This window comes from Moorena sp. SIO2C4 (assembly GCF_010672485.1).
In the GTDB taxonomy this organism is placed as follows: domain Bacteria; phylum Cyanobacteriota; class Cyanobacteriia; order Cyanobacteriales; family Coleofasciculaceae; genus Moorena; species Moorena producens.
On sequence record NZ_JAAHGN010000122.1, the window covers coordinates 1 to 11,210 of the forward strand.

Below are 11,210 nucleotides of genomic sequence, written 5' to 3' on the forward strand. Positions count from 1 at the left end.
TCAAGCATATTTTTGGCGTAGTAGGAGATTACGTCCTGGGTCTGATGGATGTCTTGCTAGAGAGTTCTGTAGAGTTAATCTACACCTGTAACGAACTCAATGCCGGATATGCAGCTGATGCCTATGCCCGCCTTAATGGTGTTGGTGGGTTGTGCGTTACCTATAATGTCGGTGGACTCAGTCTAGTGAATGCTGTGGCTGGTGCCTACGCTGAGCTAGTCCCCTTGATCGTGATTAGTGGAGCGCCTAACAGTTCCCAGCGGCAGCAAAAGTTACTCCTACATCACACTGCCGGTAATTACAATCTACAGCTGGAAATTTTTGAAAAAATTACAGTGGCAGCCGTGAGGCTTACCAGCCCTAGTCAAGCGGCAAGGCAAATCGACCAGACCATTGCTGCTTGTTTGCGCCACCGGAGACCTGTATACATTGAAATTCCCTCAGACTTAGTCAATCAACCTTGTCCTGTTACTGGGGAGCGTGACCTGCCAGAAGCCCCAATTATAGATATCAACGCTTTATCAGAGGCAGTTGAAGAGGCGGTAAGTTTGCTAGAGCAATCCCAGCATCCCGTTATTATAGCTGGGGTTGAACTCCACCGCTACGGTATAGCAGACCAACTTACCAACCTGCTGGAGCAGACGGGATATCCCTTCGCTACCACTCTGTTAGGCAAGTCAATTCTCTCGGAAGGCCACCGACAATTCATTGGTAGTTATGCAGGAGCGTTCAGTCAGGAGTATGTACGCCAACGAGTTGAAACAGCCGACTGTATTTTATGCCTGGGTGCCTTCATGTCAGACATTAATCTGGGTGGTTTCACTGCCCAACTGCCGGAAGACCGATTAATTAACGCTAATTCTGACAAAGTTAAAATCAAACACCACTTCTATTCTCCAGTGTATCTACCGGATTTCATGGCTGGTCTAACTGCCAAACTTCAGAAGAAAAAGTCTGATGTCTTGGATATCAAGCCAGCTATAGAGTCTTTGTCTAAACGCTTTGAGTCACAACCTGAGCAAAAGCTAACCAACGCCAGGTTCTATGAGCGGATGACTCACTTTATTGATGATGAGTCAATCGTGATTGCTGAAACTGGTGATGCTTTAATTGCTACCGTTGATTTGGTACTCCAAGGAGACAGCGACTACATTGGACAGGCCCTTTACACATCTATAGGCTTCTCAGTTCCTGCCTGTCTAGGAGTCGGTTTGGCTGTTCCTAACCGTAGACCGGTTGTGTTTGTCGGTGATGGTGCCTTCCAGATGACCTGTCAGGAACTTTCTACGATTATTAGGCATCAACTTAACCCGATTATCTTCTTAATTAATAATGACGGGTACACTATTGAGCGAGCTATACATGAAGGCTCGTACAACAATATTCAACCTTGGAAATATCATCAGTTACCCCAGGTTTTTGGAAATAGCTGGAGTTGCCAAGTGCGTACTGAAGGTGAGCTAGAACAAGCCTTAGAACAAGCAAAAGTTAACCACAATAGTATCTCCTTTATCGAAGTTCATTTAGATCGCCTCGATTGCTCTGATGGTGTCAAGCGCTTGGGGAAAGCGTTAAGTGCTATGCAAGGATTATCAGAGTAGTAGCTGCTCTAGGCAAGAGGGGGGGCTGACTGACTAATTAATCACTTAGTGCTTCTTTGTGAACCCTAAGCTATGTTGTTGTCTAGGTATCTATATTTATTTTACCAGGCAACTCCTATCTCCAGACAGTTCTGGCGGAGCTGGCGTCGAAGTATTTTTGGTCACCAATTGAGCACCAGATGACCTAGCTTAGGAGTAGGTTTGTTCTAAATGTCAGTACTATAGTTATCCCATGCCATTGATTATTCTGGTTGCAGATGACGACCTGGGCACTCGTCTGTCTGTAAGCGATTATCTGGAAATGTCAGGTTATTCAGTTATTACTGCTGAAAATGGTCAGCAAGCGCTGTCTATGATTGAGACTTATCACCCTCACCTTCTGGTTACAGATATTAATATGCCCCGAATAGATGGCTATGAACTGGTGAGAAAAGTGCGTCAGAAGCCCCCATTGCGGTTGTTACCTGTGGTATTTTTAACCGAACTCAATAGCACCAATCAACGCATCAAGGGTTATCAGTCGGGGTGTGATGTCTACCTACCTAAGCCCTTTGAGATGCAAGAATTGGGTGCAGTCATTAACAGTTTACTAGAGCGATCGCAAGTGATTCATATGGAGTTACGATACTCATCACCAGAGATTAATCATCAATCAGGGAATAATACCCAAGCTCATGCTCTACACCTGACCGAGCGGGAACAGCAAGTATTGAATTTACTGGCTACTGGTTTATCCAATGTCGAAATCGGTAACCAACTATACCTGAGTCCGAGGACAATCGAGAAGTACGTTAGTAGTCTGTTCAGAAAAACTGATACCAGTAACCGAGCCGAACTATTACGATTCGCCTTAGAACAGCATTTAATCAAATGAATTAATCGAGTTAACCACCAATGGCACCAAAGGTGAGTTCACCATTGGCAATTAGTAGTTGGGAGTTTTTAGTTTTGCCTAGTCTTGGTGTAATTGTCAACAACGTGTTCCAGCAGACCTTCGCAAGCGTCTAGCAGTAAATCAATCACCTTATTAAAACCCTCTGGTCCACCGTAGTATGGATCGGGGACTGATCGCTCGGTGTGATGACTGGCAAAATCACACATTAGCCTTACTTTATCTTTATACTTCCCAGCTGGATCAAGAGAGATAATATCTTCGTAGTTTTGCTGATCCATAGCCAAAATCAGGTCAAATTCTTCCAAGTCAGACCGATTAAACTGCCGTGCTTTCCCCTGGAGTATAATCCCCCGACGTTTGGCAGCTGCTGTCATACGCCGATCCGGGGGAGAACCAATATGATAACTGGAAGTACCAGCGGAATCGCAGACAATTTGGTCAGAAAGATTTGCTTGTGCTATCAAGTGATTCATGATGTTCTCAGCTGAGGGAGAACGGCAGATATTACCAAGGCAGACAAAGAGTAAGGAGGGCATGAGTATATTAATTGGTCAACTACGAGCTGCGCCGTGTTAAGTTTAGCAACGAAATTGCTCTTAGGGATAGTTGAACCTATGTGGTGCGATGTCGCTTCATGCTTCAATGTCTAGCAACGCAGTGATTTAAACACACCAACTTATAAAGGGATACCTCCTAATTTAACGGTTATGCAAGGAAGAGATTTAATATTTAAGTCGCGCCGTAGCCTTTACCGCAAGCGCCGCCGACGGTTTAACCTACTGACGATGCTCGCAGGGATAGTTCTAAGTTTGATGATTGTGGAATTGTTGGCTCGTTTGTTACTGGCTGCGGTCGGCAAAATTAATGAGATAGCTACCTACAAGGGGGCACCCAGAGATTTAACTGTTTACCGTCCCAAGTTCGTTGACCAGACACAGCAGCTTTATGATGGATTACCAGACCTTGGTGATCTAGCTGTCCAACGGGATTTAGCTGTAGGTTACAGTTTATTGGGGAAGCAACAGAGTGATTTCTGGCGCATTAATGAGCAGGGTTTCCGGGACGACGACCCCGTTCCCTTGGTCAAACCCAAAAATGAAATTCGGATTTTTTTGTTAGGTGGCTCGACAGCCTTCGGTCAAGGGAATGCCAATAATCAAGTTACCATAGCCAACTACTTAGAAGCTCGTCTCAATGAACGGATAACACAGCAAAGGCGTTCCCCACAGAAATACCGACCGATGACCTTACCCCCTTCTGAACCGGAATTAAAGCAAGCACTTGCTCTGCCGCCAAAGATCCGAGATGGTAAGTATCGTGTAATCAATGCCGCCGTACCAGGGTATACATCTGGCAATGCACTAGCTCAGTTAGCTCTAAAGATTTTACCTTACAGTCCAGACGCAGTAATAGTGTTGGGTGGATACACAGACTTGATCACCCCCAGTGACCAAAATTTAACAGATATTCCTAACACAGAAGCCTTCTTGCAAAATGCGACTGGGCATTTTTGGACTCATCTCACCCAGCAGTTGAAGCATTTAGTTACAAAAACTTATCTTGCTAAAGCAATCACATATTGGGTCTTGCAGCCTCAGCCATCAGTGAGTCAGCGGTCTCTAGTGATGAGGGGGGACGTTATGCCACTGAAGAAGTATCTTCCTCAGAAATCCGATGAACTCGAACGTCGATTGACGCGCTATCGAAATAACCTCAGACATATGCTGCGTTTAACCGCAGGACAGGGAATTCCTTTACTAGTTGCTGTCCAACCAGAAATCACTGGTCGTGGCAACAACAAGATCAAACCAGCAGAGAAGGAAATTTTGCAGCAGTTAGGAAAAGTTTACCAAAAACAAGTGCAAGCCAATTATCCCAAATTGGTGGTAGCGGGTCAGCAACTGGAGAAAGGCTTTCCCAAAAATATCAAGGTTCTCAACTTGTACACAATTTATCAAAACTTTCCCGAACTCGCCTTTCATGATGCCATTCACTTGACAGAAGCAGCCAATATACACGTGGCTAAGAGCTTATATTATGGACTTACTTCACTGCCAAAGCTACAGGTAGCTTCGTTTTACTCAAATCTTGATCAATAGTCAGGTATTAATGGGATATTCGGCATGAGGTTTGGAACCATTTAAAATGATTAATTTCCTCATGCCTATAGTTTTTTCCTACGGAATCCCGAGTGGGGATTGACCGATGAAGTTATAAACCTGGTAAATTTAACCCACTGGTAAGTTCTTCCATGCGCTCCCGCATAGTGGCTGTGGAGGTCTCATAGGCATTTTTCATGGCTGCTAACACCAGTTCAGATAAAGCCTCAGCTCCTTGATTGATAGCATCCTCAGAAATCTCTACACGTAGGGGTTCCTGATTGCCACTGAGAAACACCTTCACCTTACCGTCTTCCCCTGATGTTCCCTCAATTTCCATTTGCTCCAACTGATCCTGGAGCTCTTTGGCACCCTTTTGAACTTCTTGAGCTTTTTTGAACGCTTCGGCTAGTTCTTTCATCTTGCCGAGACCGAGACCAAATCCTTTTCCTTTGTCTTGTGTCATAAAAAATCCCAGTTAAGTTTAGAAATCCCCTGTCTAATGACCGGGCAGGAAAAACAAACGTCAAGCGCGGTTTTAACCGCTGCCCAGGTTGGCACTAAGCCCAGTCTATGGGCAAGGGGTGCGCTGACATTAGAAATCCTGTGGTGATTAACCTTTATCTATTGTGTATCTATCGTGTATCTATTGTGATGCTATTTGACTGTCCACTAACCTTTCCTGGCCTTAAAAGCAATAGGAAATAGGGGAATAAATTCCCGGTCTCCTTATTCATACATGGGCTGAAGTCATATAGTTAACTTCCTCCCGTTCTTTTCTAGTTTAGCCAAGCACAACTTTGACACTCCCCGGTCATTAGACGCGGGGATTCCTAAATCTACGAACCACCTTAAACCGACGTGTCCTCGGGGAAGAGGCAATACTTAACCAAAAATCCGTAGAAACCTACCAAATTCCCAGTAAATTCACGACAGACCTAGAGGGTGGTTCTCCTTAGGCGTTCGGATACTTCTTGGGAGTGCCGAAGATTCCGTTTCCCTTCCTTTTATCCATGTTCCGGTGTGCCCCACCGTACATTGCTGTGCCACCCGTGGTGAATTTAATTCGCCAACGGCAAGCGCACCGGGTGTTTTTTCAAAAATACTGTTCTAGGTTCACACGCCAATTGTTGATTGACGATTGGGTTTTTAAAGAGGATTTTCCCTACCCTCAGCAGCATTACTACTTTCTAGGCGGTCAAACTTGGTTACCTATTCCAGTTGTCCTAGCGGTTTTTCAGCCTGTACTCTATACCTAATTCTACATTAATTGCGGTCAAGATTCCAGAACTCTAAAAATATTTTTTTCACAGTGGCTTTAGCCACTATCTCGCTTTCATCCTTTGAATTGCCGTAAGGAGAGTCGAGCCTTATTTCAAGTGACTTAAAACTATTACTCATAACCGGCCGACGCTGATTGGCTCCACAATCCGGCGGTTGTCTAAAAGCTCGGGCATAGACGGGATTTTCAGCTTCGTCGATTTTTGATCAACTAAAAATTGATCATGTTGGTGATCAGCTTGGTGATCAGCTTTGAACTGATATTCCAACAGGATCGGTTTTGGTATATCCACTGGAACCATAGGAGGGGATTGATCCCCTCGCTGGTTTTTATCCCTGCTCTAAAGACATAGGGCTTTCCATTGCTAGTTTTTTGGTAAAATCACCTAAAATCCTCACTTCTGGCTCTAAACACAGTGACCAGTGCTTTTCTACTTGCTCCTGTATATGGTGGATCATGCGGAAGATATCGCTAGCCTTAGCATCACCACAGTTAAGTATAAAGTTGGCATGGCGTTCAGCTATTCTAGCACCACCAATTTGGTAGCCTTTTAGACCAATTTGTTCAATTAGCCAACCAGCAGCATAAGGATCAGGATTGCGGAACACACTGCCACAGCTAGGTAGGTGGTAAGGTTGGGTAGTGTGTCGTCTTGCCAAATGCTCTGATGTCAGTGAGCGCACCTGTTTTGGGTCAGCACCCGGTTTTAACTGAAATGTGGCCTGGCTGACTATGCGATCGCTACCTTGAAGGATTGAGGTGCGATAGCTAAAGCCTAGGTCTTGGCTACTGAGTTGGGCTATTGAGCCATCAGGGGATAGAACATCTGTATTAAAGAGAATATCAGCTGTGGAATTTTTGTGGGCACCAGCATTCATCACCACAGCACCACCAACGGTTCCAGGTATGCCCACAGCCCACTCTAGCCCTTCCCAGCCTCGTTTGGCAGCCTGCCATGCCAGACGGGCAATCGGTACACCAGCACTGGCGGTAATTCTCCCTGTATCTGCATCAAAGTGAGTATGGCGCAGATAGCGAGTACAAATTACCAAACCCGGCAAACCGATATCGCTGACTAGAAGGTTGGAACCCGCCCCTAACAGGGTTAGGGGTAATTTTTGGTAGTGAGCCCACTGGAAACTAGCTTGTAGGTCTTCTAGGCTCCGAGGGGCGACGTACCACTGAGCGGGACCTCCCACACGAAATGAGGTGAGTTTGGCTAAGGATACCTGGGACTGAAGTGGACAATTGGTTCCTGGAATATACAACTGTAACTGGGAAGGAGTTTTTTTCTGGGTTAGCACGCTAGTTATCATCAGGAAAATCAGGGTAGAGAGTCGGATCTACACACAATGAAAATAATGCCGATCGGTTTTTGGCAGTCACATTGGCTAGAATTGCTAGGGGGTAGAGTACCCAGAGGAGTTCGTGGAAAGTTGATTCACGAGTATAGTAGAGGCTTGAGATCATACTGACCTTCTGAGGTAGGTCTATAGTTACGATTCCCTAGCTTGATTGACAATTATTGATGCTTTGGGGCTAAATCTTGCTTAACTAAGCCATTGTCAGGCTGTTGGTAAAACCCCATAACCTTAGGAATAATCTGATTCAGATTACCGGCTCCCAAGAATAGGGCTAAGTCCCCAGGATAGAGAATTTGGTTGAGAAACTCTACCACTGATTCGAGAGTTGGTTGGTAATGCACATCCTTATGGTTAGATGCGATCGCCTGATAAAGGTTTTCCCCACTAATTTCTCCTAAATCTGGTTCCCCAGCACTGTAGATATCACTGATAACCACCAAGTCAGCGTTACTAAAGGAAACACTAAACTCGGGGAGAAACCTCAGGGTACGACTATATCGGTGAGGTTGGAAAATTGCAATTATTCGCTGGTCAGCGTTGACCTGAATTCTTGCGGCAGCTAGGGTTGCCTGAATTTCACTGGGGTGGTGAGCATAGTCATCCACAAAACTAATATCATTGCACTTGCCCCGCAGCTCAAATCGGCGTTTTGCTCCCTCAAAGCTAGCGATCCCGGAGGCAATTGCCTCAAACTCTAACCCCAAATTTCGTGCTACTGCTACTGCGGCTAGGGCATTGCTGAGATTATGTTTGCCCAGCAATTTCAGCTCCAACCGACCTAAAACCTGATTGCCCTCCCAAACTCTGGCGGTAGTGCCATTAGCTTCATAAGTTACATCATCAACGCTATAGTCTGCCCCCATATCCCGCCGTAGACTATAGCTGATATTCGGTTTTAGTTGCGATCGCACTGTCTCGCAATCAATACATCCCACTAAATTTTTACAGCGCTTCGCGAACGTCTGGAATATTTCAACAACCTCCTCTAACTTCTGGTAATGGTCTGGATGATCCAGCTCAATATTGGTTACTACACCAATCTCGGCGGAGAGCTTAACCAATGAACCATCGGATTCATCAGCCTCAGCAACCAGTAATGGTCCATTTCCCAGCCTGGCATTACCACCGATAGCATCCACCTCACCACCGATAATCATGGTGGGGTCACAACCCGCTTGCCACAGTAGATAACCGATCAAACTACTGGTTGTAGTTTTCCCATGAGTCCCAGCGACTGCTATACTGTAATAGTCTTCAATCAACGCCGCTAGTAAATCTGAGCGATGGAAAATCGGGCAACCTAGCTTTAAAGCTGCCTGATACTCAGAGTTTAATGGGTTAATTGCTGTGGAACAGATAACTTGAGGCAATCCTAAACAGGGGTCAGCTACAGATATAGTCGGACTTGATTGTGATATTTCTGTGAGCGCCTTTGGGTTCAAACTCGTGCTAACCGTTTTAGCTGCTACGTCCTCACAAGCTGGTGCGTTCCTGGATTGGAAAAATTCTAAGTTGGCAGCACACTGCTGTCTGAAGATCTGAGCACCTACTGCTTGCAAACGTTGCGTGATATGGGTTGTCCGAGTATCTGAGCCAGATACTCGGAATTGGCGTTTGGCTAGGATGTAGGCAAGAGCTGACATCCCAATTCCGCCAATACCAATGAAATGAAATGGTTTATTACTGAAATCAACAGTCTTTGGCATTTTAACTCCTTACACACCACACCGCACACGCCTAATTTGCCAATAACACGCGCTATCATATCAGGAAAAATACATATCCAGGAATAATTTTTGGTAAATAAGTACATCTGTACTGTCAAACCGGGGAATAATACCTTAAGTTTGATAACGTAACTGTTACATAACTGATTTTTGAGTACCTAGATTGTCGTATATATTACACGTCAACAAGAGTTCTCAATCCGGAAAAACGTCCCAAGACCCATAAACACCCATAAAATAGCACTAGAACAGAGCTAGTGGTGATTTTTGGGTTTATCCGTATGACTCCCAACCATGAGGGTTAGGACTTACATACCAAACTAATCGGTTGAGACTGGTTAGGGGAGAGGGGCTTTGGGAGCGACTGCATTCAGACATGGCGTGAGTAAAATCAGGTTGCCGAGGCAATATTGAGATCTGTCAGATCTGTGCCATCCCCAGAGGAGACTCTGCTCCCAAAACCTCCAGCTTTGGAGATAAGTATACCCATCTGGCTTCAAAACGAGTACATCACACCACATTAATTCAGTAAAAGTTTCAAATTGTTTCAACCTTTGCGATATTATTAGAATCATTAAGAAAATATTTACTTTGAATTACAGAGGGCAAGAAGCAGTGATTAGAGTAGCGATCAATGGTTTTGGACGCATCGGACGCAACTTTATGAGATGCTGGCTGACTCGGGAGAATAGCCAGTTAGAGATAGTGGGAATCAATGATACCTCTGATCCCAAGACAAATGCCCATCTGCTCAAATACGACTCAATGCTGGGCAAACTTGATGCAGATATCAGTTGTGATCAAAATTCCATCACAGCTAATGGAAAAACTGTCAAGTGTGTATCCGACCGGAACCCCTTGAACTTGCCCTGGGACTCTTGGGGTGTTGACCTAGTTATCGAAGCCACTGGTGTCTTCCGAGATCAGGATGGAGCTGGCAAGCATATAGCTGCTGGTGCTAAGAAAGTGCTAATCACTGCTCCTGGCCAAGGCGACGTCCCCACCTATGTCATGGGTGTTAATCACGAAGACTACACCGACGAAGGAAATAACGTGATTAGCAATGCTAGCTGTACTACCAACTGTCTAGCTCCCTTTGCCAAAGTACTGCATGAGCAGTTTGGCATTATCAAAGGGACAATGACCACAACCCACAGCTACACGGGGGACCAGCGGCTTCTTGATGCGAGCCACCGGGATGTACGTCGGGCTCGGGCAGCAGCGCTCAACATTGTCCCTACCTCTACTGGTGCGGCCAAAGCGGTAGCCCTAGTGATTCCTGAACTGAAAGGGAAACTCAATGGTATTGCTCTGCGGGTGCCAACTCCTAATGTGTCTATCGTTGACTTGGTGGTTCAAGTGGAGAAAAGTACCATTGCTGAGCAGGTCAATCAAGTGCTCAAAGAAGCAGCTGAAGGCCCACTCAAGGGAATTTTGGCTTACGGCGACGAACCTCTTGTTTCCTGTGATTACAGGGGTCATGATGCTTCCTCAATTGTGGATTCTAGCTTAACTATGGTCATGGGTGGCGATATGGTTAAGGTTGTTGCCTGGTATGACAATGAGTGGGGTTACTCTCAGCGGGTTGTAGATTTGGCTGAGTTAGTTGCCCAAAAATGGTCGAATTAGTTGTGAGAGCCTAGTTCGTAAAGCAAGAGTCTGGGGAAGAGTGTTTATTCGTTAGGGTTCATAGTTTATTGAACCAATGCGTTTAACCTATTCCCCTCTCTCGCTCTAATTTATTGAATTTTGAAACAGCCCTGCTCCCTTAACCGTTTCAATCACCTTCTTTTAAGGAGGGGAGCGGTAAATAATCCCTTAATAAGCATCATCTAGATTCCTTGTCCAGCTCGACGAGCTAAAGCCATAATTTTTGGTCTGCCAACATTTTGGGAAAACCCTAATCCTAAACGAAAGATTTCTGAAACGTAATACTTATCGCCGTCAGCGATAATGACTCCATTTTCTTTAAGGAGGCTAATGTCTTCTGGAGATAAGTCAATATTTTCTAGTTGAAAAGGGCTTTTTTTCTGATCTGCTGATAATGGACGTAATTTATTAAATACTCTTTTTAACGGTTCATTTTCTAGCTCTATTTCTGTAATTTTTTCTTGGCTGCATTCATCCAAACAACCTCGAATTGCTTTGGGAACTAGAATTCGGTCTTGCCAATAATCATCATCAATGGATTGTCCTGCCGCAATTTTAAGAAAACGCACGACATCCCTAGACTGAATTTGTC

General features: G+C 45.0%; 9 protein-coding genes and 1 pseudogene. 5 read left to right on the forward strand and 5 right to left on the reverse strand.

Annotated features, from left to right (window positions below; translation table 11 throughout):
* Window positions 1-8: 8 nt before the first annotated feature.
* Together F6K20_RS09245 and F6K20_RS09250 are read left to right on the forward strand one after the other, a co-directional pair.
* Window positions 9-1,601 carry an alpha-keto acid decarboxylase family protein gene (locus tag F6K20_RS09245; RefSeq protein ID WP_502708826.1) on the forward strand — a complete coding sequence of 531 codons (1,593 nt, stop codon included), beginning with the start codon at window positions 9-11 and terminating at the stop codon, window positions 1,599-1,601.
* Window positions 1,602-1,833: 232 nt separating this feature from the next.
* Entirely contained in the window at window positions 1,834-2,475 is a 642-nt protein-coding gene (locus F6K20_RS09250; RefSeq protein ID WP_071103214.1) for a response regulator transcription factor, read from the forward strand.
* Between the two features lie 68 nt (window positions 2,476-2,543).
* Here F6K20_RS09250 and F6K20_RS09255 read toward each other — a convergent pair whose 3' ends face one another.
* On the reverse strand, window positions 2,544-3,032 hold the full coding sequence (locus tag F6K20_RS09255) for a low molecular weight protein-tyrosine-phosphatase (RefSeq protein WP_044492396.1): 489 nt from the start codon (window positions 3,030-3,032) through the stop codon (window positions 2,544-2,546).
* 171 nt (window positions 3,033-3,203) lie between these two features.
* Here F6K20_RS09255 and F6K20_RS09260 point away from each other — a divergent pair, with 171 nt between their 5' ends.
* A complete protein-coding gene (locus F6K20_RS09260; RefSeq protein ID WP_287266170.1) occupies window positions 3,204-4,595 on the forward strand; it encodes an SGNH/GDSL hydrolase family protein in 1,392 nt (463 codons plus the stop codon).
* Window positions 4,596-4,707: 112 nt separating this feature from the next.
* On the opposite strand, the gene F6K20_RS09265 is transcribed toward F6K20_RS09260, so the two are convergent.
* A complete protein-coding gene (locus F6K20_RS09265; protein ID WP_008180753.1) occupies window positions 4,708-5,061 on the reverse strand; it encodes a YbaB/EbfC family nucleoid-associated protein in 354 nt (117 codons plus the stop codon).
* Window positions 5,062-5,608: 547 nt separating this feature from the next.
* Between F6K20_RS09265 and F6K20_RS09270 the strand changes: the two genes are divergently transcribed.
* A complete protein-coding gene (locus F6K20_RS09270) occupies window positions 5,609-5,854 on the forward strand; it encodes a hypothetical protein (protein WP_287294504.1) in 246 nt (81 codons plus the stop codon).
* A gap of 352 nt (window positions 5,855-6,206) precedes the next feature.
* On the opposite strand, the gene murB is transcribed toward F6K20_RS09270, so the two are convergent.
* Both murB and murC read right to left on the reverse strand, forming a co-directional pair.
* A complete protein-coding gene (murB, locus tag F6K20_RS09275) occupies window positions 6,207-7,193 on the reverse strand; it encodes a UDP-N-acetylmuramate dehydrogenase (RefSeq protein ID WP_287294505.1) in 987 nt (328 codons plus the stop codon).
* Between the two features lie 206 nt (window positions 7,194-7,399).
* Window positions 7,400-8,947 carry a UDP-N-acetylmuramate--L-alanine ligase gene (gene murC / locus F6K20_RS09280; protein ID WP_008180746.1) on the reverse strand — a complete coding sequence of 516 codons (1,548 nt, stop codon included), beginning with the start codon at window positions 8,945-8,947 and terminating at the stop codon, window positions 7,400-7,402.
* A gap of 636 nt (window positions 8,948-9,583) precedes the next feature.
* Between murC and F6K20_RS09285 the strand changes: the two genes are divergently transcribed.
* Window positions 9,584-10,597: a type I glyceraldehyde-3-phosphate dehydrogenase gene (locus F6K20_RS09285; protein WP_044492436.1), complete on the forward strand. Its 1,014-nt coding sequence runs from the start codon at window positions 9,584-9,586 to the stop codon at window positions 10,595-10,597.
* Between the two features lie 203 nt (window positions 10,598-10,800).
* Here the strand turns inward: F6K20_RS09285 and F6K20_RS09290 are convergent.
* Window positions 10,801-11,210: pseudogene (locus F6K20_RS09290) on the reverse strand (ParA family protein); the annotation flags it as partial.

Coding starts and splice junctions, on each gene's coding strand:
- F6K20_RS09265 (WP_008180753.1), bottom strand. CDS start 5,061: ATGACACAAGACAAAGGAAAAGGATTTGGTCTCGGTCTCGGCAAGATG.
- F6K20_RS09250 (WP_071103214.1), top strand. CDS start 1,834: ATGCCATTGATTATTCTGGTTGCAGATGACGACCTGGGCACTCGTCTG.
- F6K20_RS09260 (WP_287266170.1), top strand. CDS start 3,204: ATGCAAGGAAGAGATTTAATATTTAAGTCGCGCCGTAGCCTTTACCGC.
- F6K20_RS09270 (WP_287294504.1), top strand. CDS start 5,609: ATGTTCCGGTGTGCCCCACCGTACATTGCTGTGCCACCCGTGGTGAAT.
- murC (WP_008180746.1), bottom strand. CDS start 8,947: ATGCCAAAGACTGTTGATTTCAGTAATAAACCATTTCATTTCATTGGT.
- F6K20_RS09255 (WP_044492396.1), bottom strand. CDS start 3,032: ATGCCCTCCTTACTCTTTGTCTGCCTTGGTAATATCTGCCGTTCTCCC.
- murB (WP_287294505.1), bottom strand. CDS start 7,193: ATGATAACTAGCGTGCTAACCCAGAAAAAAACTCCTTCCCAGTTACAG.